This is a genomic window from Streptomyces sp. NPDC053665 (assembly GCF_055585285.1).
This window is the reverse complement of sequence record NZ_JBVJKK010000006.1, coordinates 321,246-341,708: the sequence shown is the minus strand read 5'-3', so window position 1 is coordinate 341,708 and position 20,463 is coordinate 321,246. Positions and strand designations below refer to the sequence as shown.

Sequence of the window (20,463 nt, the reverse complement as noted above, 5' to 3'; positions counted from 1 at the left end):
CGGCCCTCACCGTCCCGGCGGCGGGGAGGCCGCCAGCGCGTCGGCCAGTCCGGCCGCGTCGGTGCCGAGCTTGCGGTACACCGAGGACAGTTGCCGCCGCACGCCCTCCTCCGTGATCCGCAGCTCCTGCGCCACCGCCGGCGCCGGGCGGCCCCGGGCCGTCATCTCGGCGGCCCTGCGCTCGTGCGCCGTGAGCAGATCGGTCTGCGCGTAGCGCAGGGGCAGCGGACGCATCCCCGCTGCCGACAACTCCTGCCTGGCCCGCGCGGCGAGGGCCTCGGCGCCGCAGTGCACCGCGCCCTCCAGGCCCCGGTACAGCCGGTCGGCGGCCTGCTGCAGGCGCCCGTCGCGCGACAGCGCCGCCCCCTGATCCACCAGGGCGCGCGCCAGTTCGTAGCCCGCGGGCGACCGTTCGAGATGGTCGACGGCCTCGTCGTACAGGTCGAGCGCGGCCGGCCCGCCGGTGACGTCGGCCAGTGTGTGCAGCGCCTGTCCGACGACCGAGGCGGCACCGAAGTCGCGGGCGCGGCGCACGGCGTCACCGGCCTGCCGGAGGGCCTCCTCGCGGGCCGCCGGGGCCAGCGCGGAGGCCAGGTGGAGCTGCCACGGGCACCAGGCCGGGTTCCGCCAGGCCCGCCGGTCCAGCCAGGCGCCGACGCCGGTGAGCAGGGGCACGGCCTCCTCCGGCCGGCCCTCCGCGATGAGCAGTTCCGCGTACACCGTGCGCGGGTCCGGGTAGATGACGGCGTTCGGCACCTCGGTGGCGTACCGGGACCCGTCCGCCACCCGACGCGCCTCGCCGACGCGCCCGCGGGCCAGCAGGGTCTGGATGAGGACGCCCAGCGCGAACCACCGGGCCGGGACCGCCCCGTCGACCTTCTCGGCGATCCGCAGGCCCTCCCGGACCAGGTTCTCGGCTTCGGCGAGACATCCCCGGCGGTAGCGGATGTAACCCGCCAGGGTCTGCCCCAGCGCCAGGTGGGAGCCGCGCCAGCCCTTGCCCACGCATGCGGCGATGCCCTTGCCGAACAGCTCCTCGGCCCGCCGCGGCTGATCCCCGTACATGAACACCAGCGCGACGGAGACGGGGATTTCGAAGCCGTGGTTCTCGTCGGTCCAGCTCATGCCGCCGTCGAGGGCCTTCTCGGCGAAGGAGAGGGAGGTCTCCCGCGGTTCGCCGCGCTTCATGGCGTCCCAGGCGCGCAGGCCCATGATGCAGCGCTCCTCCAGGCTGCGGCCGGGCAGCTGCGCGGCCAGCCGGGCCAGGGCACGGGAGCGGGCCGGTGCGTCGGCGTCGTCCGTGCGGACCATGCTCCACACGAAGTGGTCGGCCTGCATGCGCAGCCGCACCCGGGGATGCGCGGCCCTGCGCGCCTCCTCGGCCGCGACGGTGGCGGCCTCGGCCAGCCGGTCGGTGTGGGCCAGTGCCTGGGTCAGCGTGCAGACGATGGACGCGTGCAGATCGGGGTCGATGCCGGGCTGCTTCAGAGCCTCCCGCAGATGGCGCACGGTGGCGGTGGGTTCGATCAGGAACGTACAGCAGGCCAGTTCGTACAGGGTCGCGGCCCGGTCCTCCGGCAGCGGCGGTTCCTGCAGCGCGCGGGTCAGCAGCCTCCGCGCCGCGTCGGTGGCGCCCGCGCCCAGGCTCTCGCGTGCGGCCTCGCGCAGGCACGCCACCGCCTCGGGTCTGCCCTCGCACGGCACCTCCAGCAGGTGCCGTGCGGCGGCGGTGGGACTCTCGCCGGAGGTGCGCAGCGACTCGGCGGCGAGGTTGTGCAGCAGGACCCGGAAGCCCGAGCGGATGTGCCGGTAGACGGAGGTGGCGATCAGCGGGTGGACGAACTCCAGCTCGCCCCTCGGGCCCTCGCCCTCGGCGAGGAAGCGGGCGGCGCGCAGATCCGCGACGGCCCGGGCCGCGTCCTCGTCGCCGAGCACCGCGATGGCGGCGGCGCGCCGCGGGCAGAAGGGCGAGCCGAGGACCGCGGCGGTCTGCGCGAAGCGGACCGTTCGCGTGTCGAGCCGTTGCAGCCTCTCGTGCAGACCCGGGCCCTTCACCGTCGCGGCGATCTCCCGCATGGCGGTCAGGTCGCCCTCGGTGCCCCGCAGGTTCTGCTCGCCCAGCCGGATGGCGAGTTCGACCGCTTCGAAGGGGCTGCCGCCGGTGACCGACCAGCACTCCTTGCAGAACCGGTCCTCGGCGTCCCGCCCGAGCTCGTCCCTGACGATCCGCGCCACGCCGTCCGCGCTCAGCCGCTCCAGGCGGAAGGAGCGGCTGCCGTGCCGTCCGCCGAGCGTGCGCAACGCGGCACCCTCGGGTGGCAGTTCGTCGGGCCGGTAGGCGGCCACGACCAGCAGGGGCAGATCGTCGGCCCGGGAGGCGAACGAGGCGAGCCAGCCCAGGGACTCGGCGTCGGCCCAGTGCAGGTCGTCCAGAAGCAGGACCGCGGGAGCCCTGCGGACGACGAGGCGGGTCATCACCCAGTCCAGCCCCTCGCGCACGCAGTCCGGATCGGGCAGCCGGGCAGCACCCTTCGCCTCCAGGCCGAGGGCCGCCGAGACGACGTCGTACCAACTGCCCAGGGCCTGGCGCAGCTTCTCCGTGTCCAGTGCCGCCAGAGAGGGCTGCACGAGCTGGCGCGCCACGTGGAACGCGAGCTTCTGGTCCTTCTCGCCGCCCCTGCCGGAGAACACCGTGAAGCCGCGCGCCGCGGCCCGGGCGCGGGCCTGCGTGACCAGCGCCGTCTTGCCCAGTCCGGCCGACCCGGTGAACGCCAGGAGCCCCCTGCTGCGTGCGCGCGGCACACCGTCGACCGCGTACCGCAGTTCCGCCAAGGCTGTTTCGAGAGCTCGCAGTTCGCGTGCACGCTCGAGCAACGGCCGGGTCTCGGGTACGGGTTGCCCAAGATCCTGCTCCATGTGCCGCACCACTTTCTGTCGTCGGCCTCCGGGAGACAGGCCGAGCGTATGCCCGTACAGGTGCGGTAATGGCCTGATATGACGGATCGCGCAACTGGAAAGGGTGAATCGCTCGGAGTGCGGGAAGGGGGCCTCCCTCCTTCGGGTAACGTCGGTCAACCCCGCTTTCCCCGGAGCGCCGGATCCGGTATCAGGGCCGCCGCGTCCGCGTAGCGCGGCACGGTGCGGGACCAGTGGTAGCAGCCGCCGATCCAGCCGATCAGGCCGTCCACATAGCCGGCTCCGGCCGGACTCAGCACGGACGCGACGGCCGCCCGGAGCCGCTCGACCTCACGGATCGTGTCGTTGATCTGCCGCACGGCCAGCAGGACGGCCGCCGGCAGGGAGCACCGCCGGCTGCGTTCGTACGCGAGGGCCACGTTGATGACCCCGCCGGAGCGCCGCTCCTTCACCGCCGAGTAGAGGTCGGGTATCCAGACCGCGGCGTCGGCCGTCAGCCGGCTCAGCCGCCGCACCGCGGGGTGGTGCAGCTCCTCCGGGGGCAGTTCGGCGGGCTGCGCCGCCTCGCACAGGGGATGGAAGGGCTCGACTCCGGCGGTGAGGGACCGTATGGCCCCGCACAGGTCGTTCCTCGGGGGACGGGCGCCGGCCTGCGCGACCGCCTCGTACAGCAGCCCGTGCACGTACTCGCGGCTCTTCCAGGCCCAGCGTGCCGCCTGGGCCGGGGTGCAGCGCAGCCGGACCTGCTCGTGGAGGTCGGCCAGGGCGGCTCCGAGTGCGGTGCCGGGCGGCCTGCCGTCGCGCAGGACACCGACGCTCTCGGCCAGCATCGGCAGCAGCGCCTCCGGTGACTCCCGGCCGATCTCCTCCGCGCGGTCGTCGAAGACGAACTGGTACGCGATCTGGTTCGCCGCGATGCGCAGCAGCCCGGCATCCATGTCCGGGCCGTTGTACGAGGCCAGTTCCGCCGGACGGGTCCGTGCGATCATCGCCGCGACCCCCGGTTCGCCGGCCAGTCCGCACTCGGCCAGCCAGCGGCCGACGCCCGCCGCCGCCTGGGCCTCATGGGGGTTGCGCCGGGCCGGGTAGGGCATGTGCAGGTGGGCGTCGATCAGCTCCACCAGGCTGGACGCACGGGCCTCGCCGGGTTCTTCGACGGCCCTCTCCTCATGCGCGACCGACATGGCCGTCACCCGCCGTTCCCTCGCTCGCGGTGCCGGAGGGGGCCGCGTCCGCCCGCCGTTGTCCGCGGGTGCGCGGCTCACACCTCATCACCAGGGCCCGCTGCCCGAGGGTGATCGCCGGGCGCTGCCGCTCGGCGGGACCCGGCAGCAGCCGAAGGCGCCGGTGACCGGCGACCGTCGCGAGCACCAGCGTGGCCTCCGTCAGGGAGAACTCGTCGCCCAGGCAGGTGCGTCCACCCGCGGAGAACGGCATCCAGGCGCGCCGCTGCTCGGCGGTCGGACACCCCGGCAGCCAGCGCTCGGGCAGGAAGCGCTCGGGCTCGGGAAACGTGCCGGGCGCGTGGTGCAGGAGGTAGGGGCTGTACAGCACGGTCGCCCCCCGGGGCAGCCGGCACCCGGCCAGATCCGTCTCCCGGGTGGTGACCCGGGTGAAGAGCCAGCCGGGCGAGGTGTGGCGCAGCGTCTCGGAGACCACGCAGCGGGTGTACGGGAGGCGCGGCAGATCGGCCGAGGTGGGCCGGGACCGACCGCCCAGCACGGTGTCGACCTCATCGTGCAGCCGGCGCTCCGCCTCGGGGTTGCGGGCGAGGAGGGCGAAGGCGTCGGCGAGACACAGCGCGGGCGCCTCGACCCCGGTGAGCAGCAGCGTCACCAGGTGGTCGTGGATCTCCTGCGGGGTGAGGGCCGGTGTGCCGTCCTCGCGTCCGGCCGCCAGGAGGGCGCCCAGCACGTCGTCGCGGGGCGGGCCGGCGGTGCGCTCCGCGATGGCCGCGTCGATGATCGCGTGCACGCGGTCCACGGCCCGCCGGTAGCGGCGGTTGGCCGGGAGGGGCAGTCGGAAGAGCGCGTCGACCGGGGCGATGGTGCGGACGAACAGGCCGCGGACGATGACGGTCAGGCAGTCCCGCACCTCGGCGGCGGTGGCCTCGTCCAGCGAGTCGGACAGCAGGACGCGGCTGATCACCCTCGTCGTCAGGGCGGTCATCTCGGCGCTGACCCGGACGTCCTGCCCCGGCTGCCAGCTGCGGCAGGTGGCCTCCGCCTCCTCGGCGATCAGGTCGGCACAGCCGGTGACGCGCGAGCGCCGGAAGGCGGGTTGCAGCACCCTGCGCTTGCGGCGGTGGGTGTCCTGACGGCACGTCACCAGGCCCTCGCCCATCAGGGCGCCGAGCCGGTCGTACAGCGGGCCTCCCTTGTCGAACGTCGCGCTGTCCTTGAGGACGTGGTGGACCAACTCGGGGTGGCAGACCATCCAGGCGCGCTGGGGGCCGAGGCGCAATGCGACGAGATCGCCGTGCTGGGGCAGGGAATTCAGAAAGTCCAGCGGTCGCCGGGCCAGGGCGATACCGTGGCTGAGAAAAGGGAATATGCCTGGTGCAGAACCGGCCGTCCACGCCGGCTCGGTCCGGGAAGTGACGCCGCTCATCGAGAACCACCTGTCCTGGTCGACGGGCTGATGCGGTGACGGTGCACCGACGCGATGCTCACCGAGTCCTGCCCGGTCCGCGCCTGCCGCCGATCTGGTGAACCCTTTCTGCGAGGGGGCGCACAGGTGCACGGGAAGCGCGGGGGTCATCACCGTCGCGGCGCGTTCGCGCGGGGGACGCATTCCCCACGCCAGGAGACCCTGGCCATGCCGCCGCCCCGCACGGCGCATTCGCCGGCGTACGGCGAAACGCGGGCCGGAACCGGCCCGTCGGGAGATCCCTCGCGCTAGACGATCTCGTCGGCGCCGGTCGGGAGCGGTGGCTCCGACTCGATGCGGCGCAGCTCCTCGTCCGTCAGGAGGCGGGAGCGCAGCAGGAAGCGGACGCCCTCGGGGGCCTCCAGGGAGAAGCCGCTGCCCCGGCCGGGGACGACGTCCACGGTGAGGTGGGTGTGCGACCAGTACCGGAACTGGTCGCCGCTCATCCAGAACGGGGTGTCGCCGCCCACCTGGCCGAGCAGGACGTCGGAGGCGCCCACCCGGAACTCGCCGCGCGGGTAGCACATCGGCGCGCTGCCGTCGCAGCAGCCGCCGGACTGGTGGAACATCACCGGCCCGTGCGCCGCGGTCAGGCGCCGCAGCAACTCCTCCGCCTCGGCGGTCAGTTCGACGCGTCCCGTGCGTACGGTCATGCGGTCCCTCCCGGGCACGGCGGGTGGCCAGGTGCCCAGTATCGGCCCGCACGGGTGCGGGACCGCAAGCCCCGTGCGGGCCGTGTGCCCGCAGCAGGCACGCGTCGTCGCATGCGGCGCGCACCAGCCGGTCGCCGTCCCCGACTTCGGCTTCTGCGCCGCCGCGGCCCCGCCGAACCCGGGGGAGCCCGGTCGCGTCACATCCCGTCCGCGGTCAGGGACTGCTCGGCCCAGATGGTCTTGCCGGTGGCCGTCTGACGGCTGCCCCAGCGCTCGGCGAGCTGTGCGACGAGCATCAGCCCCCGCCCGCCCTCGTCGAAGACCCGGGCCCGGCGCAGGTGCGGTGCGGTGCTGCTGCCGTCGGACACCTCGCAGATCAGGCTCGCGTCGCGGATCAGCCGCAGCTCGATGGGAGCGCCGCCGTAGCGCAGGGCGTTGGTGACGAGTTCGCTGACGATCAGCTCGGTGGCGAACTCGGCCTCCAGCAGGCCCCACGCGGCCAGTTGCTCACCCGCCATCTTGCGGGCCCGGGCCACCGCAGCCGGCTCCGGTGACAGCCGCCAGGTGCGCACCTGCGCCGCGTCGAGCGCGGCCGTCCGGGCCAGCATCAGCACGATGTCGTCGGCGGGCCTGCCGTCCAGCACGGTGTGCAGCACCCGGTCGCAGGTCTCGTCGAGGGTGCCCGCCCGCTCGCCCAGCGCGCGGCACAGCAGGGCGGCCCCGTCCTCGATGCCCTGCTCCGGCGCCGTGAGGAGACCGTCGGTGTAGAGGGCGAGCAGGCTGCCCTCCTCCAGCGGCAGCTCCACGGCCTCGAAGGGCAGACCGCCCAGACCCAGCGGCGGTCCGGCCGGCAGGTCCAGCAGCCGCACCGCGCCGCCGGGCGTGACCAGCGCGGGCGGTGGGTGCCCGGCGCGGGCCGCGGTGCAGCGCCGGGAGACCGGGTCGTACACGGCGTACAGGCAGGTGGCGCCCACCTGGCCGGACGGCGTGTCCGTCCCGTGCACCCCGGGGCCCTCCTCCCGGTCCAGGCGGATGACCAGATCGTCCAGCTGGGTGAGCAGCTCGTCGGGCGGGAGATCGACGTCCGCGAGCGTGCGGACGGCGGTGCGCAGCCGGCCCATCGTGGCCGAGGCGTGCACACCGTGGCCCACCACGTCCCCGACGACCAGGGCGACCCGGGCACCGGACAGCGGGATGACGTCGAACCAGTCGCCACCGATGTCCGCGCCGGAGCCGGTCGGCAGATAGCGGTAGGCGACCTCCACGGCCGCCAGCGCCGGCGGCCGCCGGGGCAGCAGGCTGCGCTGGAGCGCCAGTGCGGTGCGGCGCTCGCGGGTGAAGCGGCGGGCGTTGTCCACGCTCACCGCGGCCCGGGTGACGATCTCCTCAGCGAGCAGCAGATCGTCCTCGCTGAACGGCTCCGCCGTCCGGTGCCGCAGGAAGTGCACCAGGCCCAGGGTGACGCCCCGGGCGCTCAGCGGCGCCAGCATCACCGAGTGGATCATGTGCCTGGCCACGGTCTCGGCGCGGGCGGTGGACGACCCGAGCCACTCCTGCAGCTGCGGATCACCCGGCCGGTGCCGGGTGGCCCGGCCCGCGGCCAGGGTGCGCAGGGGCAGCGTCCCGACCGGGTAGCGGGTGGTGCCGCCCGAGGGGACCACCGACTCCGGGCAGCCCTCCAGCACCGACCGCTGCGCGGTGCGCCGAACCGTCACCGGTGTGTCCGGCGGCAGCGGGCCGGGCTCGTCGCCCACGGCGACGGACTCCAGCAGGTCCACGGTGACGAAGTCCGCGAACCCGCCGGTCACGGCCACCTCGGCGAGTTCCTCGGCCGTCCGGGTGACATCGAGGGTGCTGCCGATGCGTGTGCTGGCCTCGTTGAGCACCGCCAGGCGGCGGCGGGCCCAGTACTGCTCCGTCGTGTCGAACACGGTCGCCGACACGCCCCGCACCGCGCCGGTCCCGTCCTTGAGCGGAGAGATGAACATCGACCAGGCGTGCGGCCGGGTCTCGCCGGGAGCCTTGTCGTGCGACTCGTGGAAGATCATCTCGCCGGTGCGCAGCACCTCGCGCTGGAGGCGGTCGTACGCGTCGAAGGGCGGGTGGGGTTCGATCTCCCACAGGGTCAGGCCCTTCATCTCCTCCTCGGTCCGGCCCATCACCTCGGTCATGCTCTCGTTGGCGGCGACCAGCCGGGCGTCCCGGTCGTAGACCGCGACCGGCACGGGCAGCTGGGCCAGCGTGAGGTCCCACAGGGGCAGGGTCGCCTGCTCGGCCGGTCCGGCCCGGTACACCGGCGCCGTCCCGGTCACGAGCCACAGCCGCCCGCCGTCCGCGTCCAGCAGCGGCGTCCCCTGCAACCGGACCACGACGCGGTCGCCGTCCCGGTGACGCAGCGCCACCTCACCGGCCCAGCGGCGCCCGTCGGCCAGATGCCGCCGCGTGGACTCCGGGAGCGCGGCGGCGAGCAGGTCGGTGACGGGCCTGCCCACCACGTCGGCGGAGTCGAACCCGAGCAGCAGGCGGGCGCCGTCGCTCCACACCATGACGGCCCCGCCGGCGTCGACGACGACCGCCAGGCCCTCCGGTACGCGTCCCTCCACGGTGCCTCCGGTTGACGCCTCTCGACCGCTCACGGGCTCCTGCCCCGATTGTCGCGCCACCGGCCGCTGCGGGCGCGTCCATGGCCGGGGGGAAGCCGGCGATCGGCGCACGGCCGCGGGGACGGCGGGGGGAGTCCGCCCGCCGTCCCCGGGCACCGGAACGGCTCAGGGCCACGCGACCGCCACGCGCTCGGCCAGCAGCACGGCGCCGATGCCGATCATCAGCACGCCGGAGACGCGGGTGACGGCCCGCGCCGCGGCCGGCCTGGCCCGCAGCACCCTGCGGGCCAGGACGCCGACGGCGAGGTACACGACGGCGCACACGGTCATGTGCAGCGCGCCCAGCAGACCGGTCTGCCCAGCGACGGGCCAGCCGCCTGCGGGGTCGATGAACTGGGGGAACAGCGAGAAGTACAGCAGCAGCGCCTTCGGGTTCAGCCCGCTGGTCCCGGCCCCCCGGAGCATCACCCGAAGCGCCGAGGAGCCGTCCGCACCGGTCGCCTCCCCGGTGGGGGCGGGGGCGGCCGGCTGCCGCAGGAGGCCCCCGCCGAGCCACACCAGATAGCCCGCCCCGGCGACGGTCAGCGCGGTCAGCAGGGTCGCCGACCCGGCCACGAGCACCACCAGGCCCGCGACCGCCAGCAGGGTGTAGCCCGTGTATCCGGCCACCAGCCCGGCCACCGCCGGAACGACGGTCCGGTCCCGCAGACCCGCGGTGACGGCGTAGGCCCAGTCCGCGCCCGGTGTGGACACCAGCAGCAGATCCATGGCCAGGAAGGCCGCCAGCGTCGTCGTGTCCATGAAGCGATCCCTCTCACGTGCCGTGGTGCGAGAGGAAGGCTAGGCCGGATCGGACCGAAGGTGTTCCCTTCTTTTCTCCTTGATCGCGGGATCTGAGGCAGAATCTTCTCCATGGATGCCCTGGACCGGAAAATTCTCACCGAGCTACAGCGGGACGGCCGTCTCACCGTCACCGAGCTGGCGGCCCGGGTGAAGCTCAGCGTCTCGCCCTGTCACCGCAGGCTGCGCGACCTGGAGCGCGAGGGCGCCATCCGCGGATACCGCGCGGTGGTCGACCCCGCTGCCGTGGGGCTGAACTTCGAGGCGCTGGTCTTCGTGACGCTGCGCTGGGAGGACGCCGACACGGTCTCCGCGTTCGAGGAGGGCGTCGCCGCCGTCCCGCACGTCCTCCAGGCACAGCGCCTGTTCGGCGACCCGGACTACCTGCTGCGCGTCGCCACCACCGACCTGGCCGCCTTCCAGCAGCTCTACGACCGTCAACTCGCCCGCCTGCCCGGCGTGCAGCGGCTGAACTCCACGCTCGTGATGAAGCACGTGGTGGACGACCGGCCGCTGCCCGAGTGACCGCGCGAGCCACCGGGCGGATGTGCACGCACGGGCAAGGCGCCGTGCACTCCCCGGCAACCGGGCCGCAGCCCCGCGGCCTAGCGTGATGCCGAACCGTCACCAGCCGCCCGGAAGCGAGGACGCGCCCCATGCCGTACATCACCGTGGGCCAGGAGAACTCCACCGCCATCGACCTGTACTACGAGGACCACGGCTCCGGGCAGCCGGTCGTGCTCATCCACGGCTTCCCGCTCGACGGCCACTCCTGGGAACGGCAGAGCGCCGTCCTGCTCGACGCCGGCCATCGCGTGATCACCTACGACCGGCGCGGTTTCGGGCAGTCCTCGCAGCCGACGACCGGCTACGACTACGACACCTTCGCGGACGACCTGAACACCGTGATGGAGACCCTCGACCTGCGGGACGCCGTCCTCGTCGGCTTCTCCATGGGCACCGGCGAGGTCGCCCGCTACCTCGCGCGCCACGGCTCCGCACGCGTCGCCAAGGCCGCCTTCCTCGCCTCGCTGGAGCCCTGCCTGCTGAAGTCCGACGACAACCCCGACGGCGTCGCCCCCAAGGAGTTCTTCGACGGGATCATCGCCGCGGTGAAGGCGGACCGCTACGCCTACTACACCGACTTCTACAAGGACTTCTACAACCTGGACGAGAACCTCGGCACCCGGATCAGCGAGGAGGCCGTCCGCAACAGCTGGCAGGTGGCCGCCCGGGGCGGCTCGCACGCCGCCGCTGCCGCCCCCGCCACCTGGTACACCGACTTCCGCGCCGACATCCCGGCGATCGACGTGCCCGCCCTGATCCTGCACGGCACCGCCGACCGCATCCTGCCGGTGGAGGGAACCGGCCGGCCCTTCCACAAGGCGCTCGCCGCCGCCGACTACGTGGAGATCGAGGGCGCCCCGCACGGACTGCTGTGGACCCACGCCGAGGAGGTCAACGCGGCGCTCCTCGCCTTCCTGGCCAAGTAGGCCTCTCCCTCGGACCGTTCCCACCCCGCCGCAGGTGCGCGGGGTGAGATCATCGGGGTCTGCGGCCGGCCCGTGCCGCCGGCCCCGACGACGTCCGAGGGGGAGCCAGGTGCCCGTCGTCCTTTCCACCGCGTCACTGCCGCCGGCCGACCGCGCGGAGCGCTGGCACCACGCGGTGTCGCACACGTTCGTCCCGCTCGACGTGCGGCTCCTCCAGGACGAGCCGTCGCCCGGGAGGATCGCCGGCGACCGTCTCGGCTCCCTGCGCATCTCGCAGGTCCAGGCGGGCCCCCAGGTCGTGACGCGCAGCCGGCGGCTGATCGCCCGGGACGGCGAGGACGCCCTCATCCTCACCCTCCAGCAGCGCGGTGCCTCCCTCAAGGAACAGGACGGCCGGGAGACCCGCATCGGGCCGGGCGAGTTCTCCCTGTCGGACGCGGCGCGTCCGTTCCGCAAGAAGGTGCAGGGCCCCTTCCGTTTCACCTCGTTCCAGTTCCCGCGCGGGGACCTGAGCGTGCGGGACGAGGACCTGCGGGCGGTGACGGCCACCGCCTTCTCCGGGCGGGAGGGCGGCGCAGCCCTGGTCGCCTCCTACTTCGCGCGCCTGGCCCGGGAGGCGCCGCACCTCGACCCCTGCGCCGGCCGCCGGTTCGCCGCGACCGCCCTCGACCTGCTGGCCGTGCTGATCGACGAACGGGGCGGCCGGCACGCGCCCCGGGAGCCGCAGGCCGCGGCCGCCACGCTGGTGCGCGTCAAGGACCACATCCTGCGCCACCTGTCCGACCCGGAGCTGTCCCCGCCGCTGATCGCCGCCGCGCACTTCGTGTCCGTCCGGTACCTGCACAAGCTGTTCCAGGCGGACGGTGTCACCGTGGGGGAGTGGATCCGGACGCAGCGGCTGGAGCGGTGCCGCCGGGACCTCCTGCGTCCCGGACCGGGGGAGCAGAGCGTCGCGGCGGTCGCCCGGCGCTGGGGCTTCGTCAGCCCGAGCCACTTCAGCCGCGTCTTCCGCGCGGCCTACGGCGTGACGCCCCGCGAGTGGCAGCGGCGAGGATCCGCCGGCACCGACGGCGCGGGCTTCTGACGCGGGGGGAAGCACTTTCGTCGCAACCTTCTGACGCGAAGGGGAACACTTTCGTCGCAAGCTTCCGACGCGAAGGGGAACACTTTCGTCCGCCCCCTCGTTCCACCGGGGCTCACCTTTGCCGTGCCGCTGACTCGAGGAGCCTCATGCCGCACACCGCGACCGCCCCGTCCGCCGTCCTGCCCGCGCTTCCCGCCCCGAGTGCCCAGGCGGAACGGCTGATCGAGCTGGGGGTGCACGACATCGCCGGACTGGCCGCCGACGAGATCCGCGACTTCGCCGCCCGGGCCGGCAGCGACGGCTCGCTCCTGGCCGTCCATCCCGACCGGGCGCCCGCCTCCGCCCTCGCGCCGCTGCTGCGCCGGGACGGCAAGCCGGGCTTCGTGGTGGTCGACATGGCCGACGTCGACGCGTTCACCCCGTACGCCGTCGAACTGCCCGACGCCGCCCTCTACTTCGTCTCCGGCGTCGACCGCGGCGACCACCTGGCCAACTGGAGTCCGGACGAGGCGCTTCCCGCCCTCACCGCGGAGCACCGCACCCCGCTCGTGCTCACCGAGGGCATCCACTGGATCCTGCAGCAGCCGCAGGCCCTGGAGCGCAACCGCTGCTTCATGACCATCGGTTCCCGGCTGCGCAAGGCCGACGGCACCTTCGACGCGCGCACCCCGGCCGTCTGGATCAGCAACGGCACCGGCCGCGACGGACGCGAGCGCCGCAACGCCCCGAAGGTGGGCTGGTGCTGGTGGAACAACCGCCACACCTGGCTCGGGTTCGCCTCCGCGGCGGGCCGTGGCTGAGCCCTCCCCGCCGGGGCGGGACCCGGGCGCAGCCGCCGGTACGGCAAGTGGATGATCCGTCATCCATGCCTACACTCGTGCCATGGCGGAGACAGTGCGTTGGCTGACACCGGAGGAGCAGCGCGCCTGGCGCGGCTTCGTCCGCTTGCAGGAACGGCTCGGCGGGCGCCTGGGACGGCTGCTGCAGTCGCAGTCCCGGGTGTCGTCGGCCGACTTCGCCGTGCTCGTCCACCTCACGGACACGCCCGACGGGCGGCAGCGGTACCAGCACCTGGCCCGCGCGCTGGAGTGGGAGAAGAGCCGCATGTCCCACCACATCGCGCGGATGGCCGGACGTGGTCTGGTGGTGCGCGAGGAGTGCCCCGAGGACGGGCGGGGCGCGTTCGTCGTGATCACCGAGGCGGGGCGCGCGGCGATCGAGGCCGCCGCACCGCGTCACGTGGAGGCCGTCCGCGCCCTCTTCCTGGACCACGTCACCCCGGCCGAACTGCGGGTGCTCGCCGAGCTGTCCGAGCGCGTCCTCGCCCGGATGGACGAGGAGGACTGACGCCGTCAGGCGCGCCGCACGGGGTGTCCGCTCATGACCGAGACCCGGTTGAACGCGCCGATGGTGATCGCCACCCAGACCACCGCGGAGATCTGTTCCTCGGTCAGGGCCTCGCGGGCCGTCGCGTAGGCGGACGTCTGCGCGGCCGTGTCCGTGGGATCGTTCGTCGCCTCGGCGAGCGCCAGGGCCGCCCGCTCCACGGCGGTGAACACCTCCGTCTCCCGCCAGGCCGGCAGGACGCCCAGCCGTTGTGCGGACTCGCCCGCCTCGAGGGCCTTGCGGGTGTGCAGGTCGAGGCAGTAGGCGCAGCCGTTCAGCTGGGACACGCGGAGGTTGACCAGCTCCACGGTCGTGCGGTCCAGTCCCGCCCCGGCGGCCGTCGCCCTGACCGCCTCCGAGGCCCGCACCATGGCCCGGAAGGCCTCGGGGCTCCGCTTGTCGACGAAGATCCTCGGATGGGCCGGGCCGGTGGTCCAGTCGCTCACGTCACGCCTCCCTCGGGGCCGTGCGGTCGCGGCACCGGTGTGCCGTGGCCGCCGACCTGCCTGCGTGGCATCATAGTTGATGTGACAACCAGAGCGGTCGAGAGGTGGTCCCGGTGAGCAACGTGGAAGCCGAACCGGCGGCGCTGAAGTGCGGGGCGGTGGCCGGCGACGCCGGGGCCGGGCAGGGTGCCGCGGTCGAGGTGCTGTCGGCCCGGGAGGTGCCGCTCGGGGGCCCGCGTGCCCTGCTCGTGCGCCGGACCCTGCCGCAGCGCGCCCGTACCCTGATCGGCGCGTGGTGCTTCGCGGACCACTACGGCCCGGTCGACGCCTCCGGCACCGGCATGGACGTGCCCCCGCATCCCCACACCGGCCTCCAGACGGTGAGCTGGCTGTTCAGCGGGGAGATCGAGCACCGCGACTCGCTCGGCACCCACGCCCTGGTCCGGCCCGGCGAGATGAACCTGATGACCGGCGGCCACGGCATCGCCCACTCGGAGGTCTCCACCGCGAGCACCACCGTCCTGCACGGCGTCCAGCTGTGGGTGGCCCTGCCCGAGGCGCACCGGCACACCGCCCGCGACTTCCAGCACCACGTGCCCGCGACCGTGCGCCGGGACGGCGCCGAGATCAAGGTCTTCCTCGGCTCGCTCGTGGGCAGCACCTCGCCGGTGCGCACCTTCACGCCCCTGCTGGGCGCCGAGATCGTCCTCGGGCCGGGCGCCACCCTCACCCTGCCGGTGGACCCCGCGTTCGAGCACGGCCTGCTCGTCGACAGCGGCGACGTCCGCCTGTCCGGCACCGCGCTGCGCCCGACCGACCTCGGTTACCTCCCCCGCGGCACCGACACCCTCACCGTGGCGAACGACTCCGGCACCCCGGCGCGCACGGTCCTGCTCGGCGGCCCGCCGTTCGAGGAGGAGATCGTGATGTGGTGGAACTTCATCGGCCGCAGCCACGAGGACATCGTCCGTGCGCGCGAGGACTGGCAGGCGGACTCCGGCCGCTTCGGCACCGTCGAGGGCTACCCCGGAGGGCGACTGCCCGCACCCGCCCTGCCGAACGCCGTCATCACCCCGCGCCGCAATCCCCGGCACCACTGAGTGCCGGCCGTCGAACTCCCCGTAGGAAAGGCATCCCATGAGCGAGTCCTCCACCGCCCCCGCCGTGCAGCGGGTGGACGAGCGGCAGCGGTACGAGATCCTCGTCGACGGCCGGCGGGCCGGGCTGACGGCCTACCGCGACCGCGGTGAGCAGCGCGTCTTCTTCCACACCGAGATCGACGACGGCTTCGCCGGCCGCGGGCTGGCCTCGGAACTGGTCGGCCGGGCCCTCGCCGACGTGCGCGCCTCCGGGAAGCGGATCGTGCCGGTCTGCCCCTACGTGGCCAAGTACCTGAAGAAGCACGAGGAGTTCACCGACCTCACCGACCCGGTGACCCCGGAAGTCCTGCGGTGGCTGGAGGGCGAACTGGGCTGAGCGACCGCGCGCGCCGTGGACCGCGTCACGGGGGCACGAGTCCGGCAGCCCTCCAGCGGGCCTAACGCAGGGTCAGCAGGCCCGGGCGGTAGGGCAGGAGGCCGTAGTCACCGCCCGAGGCCGGGCTGCGGCCCTGGTAGAGGAGTTGCAGGTGGCAGGGGTCGACGGTCATGGTCTGGTCGGCGGTGGTGCGGATCAGTTCGCCGTGGCTGATGTCGTTCGTCCAGGTGGCACCGCTGTTGGCCTTGCCCGCGAAGGGGTTGCTCTCCGTCGCGGCCTGGGGCGTCCAGGAGCCGTTCAGGCTGGTGGCCGTGAACGAGCGGAAGTACCGGCCCTGTGAGCCGATCGCCTCGACGATCATGAGGTAGCGGTTCTGGCCCTGCAGCTTGTAGACCTGCGGGGCTTCGAACAGGTTGTTGGTCGTGTCGCTCATGACCACGGTGGACGTCGAGCCGAAACTGCCCGGGAAGTTGCCGATGGGCATGCTGGCCCGGTAGATCTTGCCGTTGTCGCCGGCGAAGAACAGGTACATGTTCGTGCCGTCACCGATGAGCGTCTGGTCGATGGGCCCGGTCCCGGATCCGGTGATGCTCCCGGAGAAGAGCACCTGCTCGGACGACCAGCCGTTCGGGTCGGCGGGGTCGCTGGAGGTGCGGTAGGAGAAGGCGGTCCGGCCCCACTGGTAGGCCAGCACCCAGATGTTCTTCGGGGCGAAGTAGAACAGCGTGGGGGCGACGGCCGAGTTCGACATCGGGTTCTGGCCGGCCGAGGCCATCTGCGACCAGTCGGTGAACGGGCCGAAGTTCATCGAACCCCACCGCGTCCCGGTGTCGTGCGTGGTGGCGTAGACGAGCTGCCTGCCGTTGTACGGGGCGACGGTGAAGTCCTTCAGCGAGACCCATCCCTGCCTGGGCTGCGCCAGCGCGCCCGTCGAGCTCCAGCGGTACGCCGACGGGAGTTCACAGGTCCCGGACCCGCCGTCGGACCCGGTCTTCACGAGCCGCCACTGCTGGTTCGCACCGCCCCAGTCGTCGTACTGGACGATGTCGGCGTTGTCGGCGGTGGAACCGCCCTGCACCTCCAGGGCCTTGTTGCTGTGGCGCGACACGAGCCGCACGTAGCCGTCGGAGCTGTCGACCAGCCGCCACTGCTGGTTGACACCGTTCAGGTCGGCCCACTGCACGATCGAACCGCCGTTCGCCGTGGACCAGTTGTGCACGTCGAGCACCTTGCCCGAGTGGCGGGACTTGATGCGGTAGTAGCCGCCCCCGGAATCGACGAACTGCCACTGCTGCTGGTTCTGGTCGTTCCTCGTCCACTGGGTGATGCGGGCGCCGTCCTCGGTCGCCAGGTTGTACACGTCCAGGGCTTTGCCGCTGTTGCGGTTGACCAGCACGTAGGAGGCGCCGGGGTCCACGGTCGCCGCACCGGCGGGCTGGGCGCCGAGGAAGGTGACCAGGAGCAACAGGGGCGTGAGGACGGCGAGCAGGCGCCCTGGGCGGACCGGTAACGGATGGCGGAACCACATGCGAGGCCTCCTTGAGGGCGGTCGAAACTTTCGATCGATCCCCGAATCATTGACGGCACAAGCTAGGAATCCGGAGTGCGTCGGTCAAGGTCTGGAGCCGAGGTGTCTGCAAACAGACGCTGCACCAGGGCTTCGAATGTTTCGAACGGAAGTGAGAAACTTTCTCGGCGTCAGGTGTTGACGAGTCACGGTCAATCCCGCACGCTTCCCACCGAGCGCCCGACCGCAGTTCGAGATGTCGAACCCACGGGCCGGGCCGTCCCTGTCGAGCGGCGCCTTCCCCTGCCCATCCGACAGTCCGTGATCTCTACTCTGGAGGCACAGCCATGGGCGTGTACGCCCCACCCGCACCCGCAGCCCACCGGACGATCCGCCGGCTGTTACCGGCGCTGATCGTCGGCGTCCTGTGCGCGGTCGCCGCACTGGTCGCGCCGCCACCCGCGCACGCCGCCGAGAGCACGCTCGGCGCCGCGGCGGCGCAGAGCGGCCGCTACTTCGGCACCGCCATCGCCTCGGGCAAGCTCGGCGACTCCGCCTACACGTCGATCGCGGCCCGCGAGTTCAACTCGGTGACGGCCGAGAACGAGATGAAGATCGACGCCACCGAACCGCAGCGGGGCCAGTTCGACTTCACCGCAGCCGACCGCGTCTACAACTGGGCGGTGCAGAACGGCAAGCAGGTGCGCGGTCACACGCTGGCGTGGCACTCCCAGCAGCCGGGCTGGATGCAGAGTCTCAGCGGCAGCCAGCTGCGCCAGGCGATGATCAGCCACATCAACGGCGTGATGGCGCACTACAAGGGCAAGATCGCCCAGTGGGACGTCGTGAACGAGGCCTTCGCCGACGGCAGTTCGGGGGCCCGGCGCGACTCCAACCTCCAGCGCACCGGCAACGACTGGATCGAGGTCGCCTTCCGCACCGCGCGCGCAGCGGACCCGGCGGCCAAGCTCTGCTACAACGACTACAACGTCGAGAACTGGACGTGGGCGAAGACCCAGGCGATGTACGCCATGGTCCGGGACTTCAAGCAGCGCGGCGTGCCGATCGACTGCGTCGGCTTCCAGTCGCACTTCAACAGCGGCAGCCCCTACAACAGCAACTTCCGCACCACCTTGCAGAACTTCGCCGCCCTCGGTGTCGACGTGGCCGTGACCGAGCTCGACATCCAGGGGGCCCCGGCCTCCACCTACGCCGCTGTGACCAACGACTGCCTGGCCGTTCCGCGTTGCCTCGGCGTCACCGTCTGGGGCGTGCGCGACACCGACTCCTGGCGAGCGGAGCAGACGCCGCTGCTGTTCAACGGCAACGGCAGCAAGAAGCCCGCCTACACCGCCGTCCTCGACGCGCTCAACGGCGGCTCCACCACGCCCCCCGCGGACTCCGGGCAGATCAGGAACGCGGCGTCGGGCCGCTGCCTCGACGTGCCCGGCACCAGCACCGCCGACGGCACCCAGCTCCAGTTGTGGGACTGCCACAGCGGCACCAACCAGCAGTGGACCTACACCGACGCCGGTGAGCTGCGGGTCCTGGGCAACAAGTGCCTGGACGCCGCCGGCACCTCCAACGGCACCAAGGTCCAGATCTACAGCTGCTGGGGCGGCGACAACCAGAAGTGGCGCCTGGCCTCCGACGGATCCATCGTCGGCGTCCAGTCCGGCCTCTGCCTCGACGCCGCCTCGGCCGGGACGGCCAACGGCACCCTGATCCAGCTGTACTCCTGCTCAGGCGGCGGCAACCAACGCTGGACCCGCACCTGACGGCACCGTCCCACCGGGCGCCCGGCGCACCACCTCGCCGCCGGGCGCCCCGCCGCGCGGCTCTAGAAGAAGCCCAGCTTCTTCGGCGAGTAGGAGACCAGCAGGTTCTTGGTCTGCTGGTAGTGGTCCAGCATCATCTTGTGGGTCTCGCGCCCGATGCCCGACTTCTTGTAGCCGCCGAACGCCGCGTGCGCGGGGTACGCGTGGTAGCAGTTGGTCCACACGCGGCCCGCCTTGATCCCGCGGCCCAGACGGTACGCGGTGTTGCCGTCGCGGCTCCAGACACCGGCGCCCAGCCCGTACAGGGTGTCGTTGGCGATCTCGAGCGCCTCGTCGACCGAGTCGTAGGTCGTGACCGACACGACCGGGCCGAAGATCTCCTCCTGGAAGATGCGCATCTCGTTGGTACCGCGGAACACGGTCGGCTCGACGTAGTAGCCGCCCTCCAGGCCGGGCACCGTCCGGGGGTTGCCGCCCGTGACGACCTCGGCGCCCTCCTTCCTGCCGGTGTCCAGGTAGGAGAGGATCTTCTCGTACTGGTCGTTGCTCGCCTGCGCGCCGATCATGGTGGCCGGGTCCAGCGGGTCGCCGCCCACGATGGCCTCGGTACGGGCGACGCAGCGGGCCATGAAGTCGTCGTAGATCGACGACGGGATCAGCGCACGGGACGGACAGGTGCAGACCTCGCCCTGGTTCAGGGCGAACATCACGAATCCCTCGACCGCCTTGTCCAGGAAGTCGTCGTCGGCGGCCATGACGTCGGGCAGGAAGATGTTCGGGCTCTTGCCGCCCAGTTCCAGCGTCACGGGGATGATGTTCTCGCTGGCGTACTGCATGATCAGGCGGCCGGTCGTGGTCTCGCCGGTGAACGCCACCTTCGCCACCCGCGGACTGGAGGCCAGCGGTTTGCCCGCCTCGACACCGAAGCCGTTGACCACGTTGAGCACGCCCGGCGGCAGCAGGTCGGCGATCAGGTCGACGACGTACAGGAGGCTCACCGGTGTCTGCTCGGCCGGCTTGATGACGACGCAGTTGCCGGCCGCCAGCGCGGGCGCCAGCTTCCAGGTGGCCATCAGGACGGGGAAGTTCCAGGGGATGATCTGCCCGACCACGCCCAGCGGCTCGTGGAAGTGGTAGGCGACCGTGTCGGCGTCGATCTGCGCGATGCTGCCCTCCTGGGCGCGGACCACCCCGGCGAAGTACCGGAAGTGGTCGACGGCCAGGGGGATGTCGGCGGCCAGGGTCTCGCGGACCGGCTTGCCGTTCTCCCAGGTCTCCGCGACGGCGATCTTCTCCAGGTGCTCCTCGATGCGGTCCGCGATCCGGTTGAGCACCCTCGCGCGCTCCGCGGTGGAGGTGCGGCCCCACGCGTCGGCCGCCCGGTGCGCCGCGTCCAGGGCGAGGTCGACGTCGGCCGCGGTCGAGCGGGCGACCTCGCAGAACACCTTGCCGGTCACGGGAGTCGGGTTCTCGAAGTAGCGGCCCTCGACGGGGGGTGTCCACGCGCCTCCGATGAAGTTGTCGTAGCGGCGGGCGAAGGTGACGATGCTGCCGTCCGTTCCGGGCTGCGCGTACACCATGGCGGCTCTCCTCGGTGAAGGGCTGGCGACGGCCCGTGCCGTCGTGACGTCC

17 protein-coding genes are annotated in these 20,463 nt (G+C 72.7%); 8 read left to right on the top strand and 9 right to left on the bottom strand.

What is annotated here, in order from left to right:
• Positions 1-6: 6 nt before the first annotated feature.
• The 6 genes from ACZ6ZN_RS24835 to ACZ6ZN_RS24810 form a co-directional block, all read right to left on the bottom strand.
• On the bottom strand, positions 7-2,916 hold the full coding sequence (locus ACZ6ZN_RS24835; RefSeq protein WP_469649539.1) for an ATP-binding protein: 2,910 nt from the start codon (positions 2,914-2,916) through the stop codon (positions 7-9).
• Between the two features lie 155 nt (positions 2,917-3,071).
• Positions 3,072-4,100 carry a (-)-alpha-amorphene synthase gene (locus ACZ6ZN_RS24830; RefSeq protein WP_469649536.1) on the bottom strand — a complete coding sequence of 343 codons (1,029 nt, stop codon included), beginning with the start codon at positions 4,098-4,100 and terminating at the stop codon, positions 3,072-3,074.
• Positions 4,084-5,526, bottom strand: a complete 1,443-nt coding sequence (locus tag ACZ6ZN_RS24825) for a cytochrome P450 (RefSeq protein WP_469649534.1) — start codon at positions 5,524-5,526, stop codon at positions 4,084-4,086. The genes ACZ6ZN_RS24830 and ACZ6ZN_RS24825 overlap by 17 nt, the downstream gene beginning before the upstream one ends.
• Positions 5,527-5,813: 287 nt before the next feature.
• On the bottom strand, positions 5,814-6,218 hold the full coding sequence (locus ACZ6ZN_RS24820) for a DUF779 domain-containing protein (RefSeq protein ID WP_469649531.1): 405 nt from the start codon (positions 6,216-6,218) through the stop codon (positions 5,814-5,816).
• A gap of 197 nt (positions 6,219-6,415) precedes the next feature.
• On the bottom strand, positions 6,416-8,821 hold the full coding sequence (locus tag ACZ6ZN_RS24815) for a SpoIIE family protein phosphatase (protein WP_469649528.1): 2,406 nt from the start codon (positions 8,819-8,821) through the stop codon (positions 6,416-6,418).
• 165 nt (positions 8,822-8,986) lie between these two features.
• Positions 8,987-9,622: a LysE family translocator gene (locus tag ACZ6ZN_RS24810; protein ID WP_469649525.1), complete on the bottom strand. Its 636-nt coding sequence runs from the start codon at positions 9,620-9,622 to the stop codon at positions 8,987-8,989.
• 111 nt (positions 9,623-9,733) lie between these two features.
• Between ACZ6ZN_RS24810 and ACZ6ZN_RS24805 the strand changes: the two genes are divergently transcribed.
• The 5 genes from ACZ6ZN_RS24805 (at position 9,734) to ACZ6ZN_RS24785 (ending at position 13,585) form a co-directional block, all read left to right on the top strand.
• Entirely contained in the window at positions 9,734-10,186 is a 453-nt protein-coding gene (locus tag ACZ6ZN_RS24805) for an Lrp/AsnC family transcriptional regulator (protein WP_451878175.1), read from the top strand.
• 131 nt (positions 10,187-10,317) lie between these two features.
• Positions 10,318-11,154, top strand: a complete 837-nt coding sequence (locus tag ACZ6ZN_RS24800) for an alpha/beta fold hydrolase (RefSeq protein WP_451878176.1) — start codon at positions 10,318-10,320, stop codon at positions 11,152-11,154.
• Between the two features lie 109 nt (positions 11,155-11,263).
• Positions 11,264-12,238, top strand: a complete 975-nt coding sequence (locus ACZ6ZN_RS24795; protein WP_469649521.1) for an AraC-like ligand-binding domain-containing protein — start codon at positions 11,264-11,266, stop codon at positions 12,236-12,238.
• Between the two features lie 146 nt (positions 12,239-12,384).
• Entirely contained in the window at positions 12,385-13,038 is a 654-nt protein-coding gene (locus ACZ6ZN_RS24790; protein WP_469649518.1) for a DUF5701 family protein, read from the top strand.
• An 82-nt stretch (positions 13,039-13,120) separates the two neighbouring features.
• Positions 13,121-13,585 (top strand): MarR family winged helix-turn-helix transcriptional regulator, encoded by a 465-nt coding sequence (locus ACZ6ZN_RS24785; RefSeq protein WP_398108513.1) that lies wholly within the window; start codon positions 13,121-13,123, stop codon positions 13,583-13,585.
• Between the two features lie 5 nt (positions 13,586-13,590).
• On the opposite strand, the gene ACZ6ZN_RS24780 is transcribed toward ACZ6ZN_RS24785, so the two are convergent.
• A complete protein-coding gene (locus ACZ6ZN_RS24780) occupies positions 13,591-14,070 on the bottom strand; it encodes a carboxymuconolactone decarboxylase family protein (protein WP_469649515.1) in 480 nt (159 codons plus the stop codon).
• 113 nt (positions 14,071-14,183) lie between these two features.
• On the opposite strand from ACZ6ZN_RS24780, the gene ACZ6ZN_RS24775 reads away from it, so the two are divergent.
• Together ACZ6ZN_RS24775 and ACZ6ZN_RS24770 are read left to right on the top strand one after the other, a co-directional pair.
• Entirely contained in the window at positions 14,184-15,170 is a 987-nt protein-coding gene (locus ACZ6ZN_RS24775; RefSeq protein WP_469649512.1) for a pirin family protein, read from the top strand.
• A gap of 37 nt (positions 15,171-15,207) precedes the next feature.
• Positions 15,208-15,546 carry a GNAT family N-acetyltransferase gene (locus ACZ6ZN_RS24770; protein ID WP_469649510.1) on the top strand — a complete coding sequence of 113 codons (339 nt, stop codon included), beginning with the start codon at positions 15,208-15,210 and terminating at the stop codon, positions 15,544-15,546.
• 61 nt (positions 15,547-15,607) lie between these two features.
• Here ACZ6ZN_RS24770 and ACZ6ZN_RS24765 read toward each other — a convergent pair whose 3' ends face one another.
• The gene (locus ACZ6ZN_RS24765) at positions 15,608-17,074 is read right to left on the bottom strand and encodes a non-reducing end alpha-L-arabinofuranosidase family hydrolase (protein ID WP_469649507.1); all 1,467 of its coding nucleotides are present in this window, start codon (positions 17,072-17,074) and stop codon (positions 15,608-15,610) included.
• Positions 17,075-17,400: 326 nt separating this feature from the next.
• Between ACZ6ZN_RS24765 and ACZ6ZN_RS24760 the strand changes: the two genes are divergently transcribed.
• Positions 17,401-18,831, top strand: a complete 1,431-nt coding sequence (locus tag ACZ6ZN_RS24760; RefSeq protein ID WP_469649505.1) for an endo-1,4-beta-xylanase — start codon at positions 17,401-17,403, stop codon at positions 18,829-18,831.
• 62 nt (positions 18,832-18,893) lie between these two features.
• On the opposite strand, the gene adh is transcribed toward ACZ6ZN_RS24760, so the two are convergent.
• Positions 18,894-20,411: an aldehyde dehydrogenase gene (adh, locus tag ACZ6ZN_RS24755; RefSeq protein WP_469649503.1), complete on the bottom strand. Its 1,518-nt coding sequence runs from the start codon at positions 20,409-20,411 to the stop codon at positions 18,894-18,896.
• Positions 20,412-20,463 lie beyond the last annotated feature (52 nt).